The sequence below is a fragment of the Staphylococcus sp. HMSC063F05 genome (genome assembly GCF_001837075.1).
GTDB lineage: Bacteria > Bacillota > Bacilli > Staphylococcales > Staphylococcaceae > Staphylococcus > Staphylococcus epidermidis.
Genome location: NZ_KV831339.1, coordinates 1 through 221, shown reverse-complemented (window position 1 = coordinate 221; position 221 = coordinate 1). Strand labels below are relative to the sequence as shown.

The window sequence follows — 221 nt, the reverse complement described above, 5'->3', positions numbered from 1 at the left end:
GTATCTCCATTATCATTGCTTCGCATGGAGCCTTCTTCATGTATTGCTTCCTTATCAAAAAGGATGCTTGCATTAAACACAATGTCATGATCATCGCAATGAACGTAGACTTCGACGCCATCACCACTTCCTACAACATTTGTGGCTTTAACATTAAGGCTAAAATTATCTTTAAAAAATTGTTCGCCAAGTTTTTCGTATTCTTCACGATGTTTTTTCGC

General features: G+C 37.1%; 1 protein-coding gene. It reads right to left on the bottom strand.

Going from position 1 to position 221, the window contains the following annotated elements:
• The coding region (locus HMPREF2576_RS06205) for a DUF1672 family protein (protein WP_141758106.1) at positions 1 to 221 on the bottom strand (221 nt) is incomplete at both ends.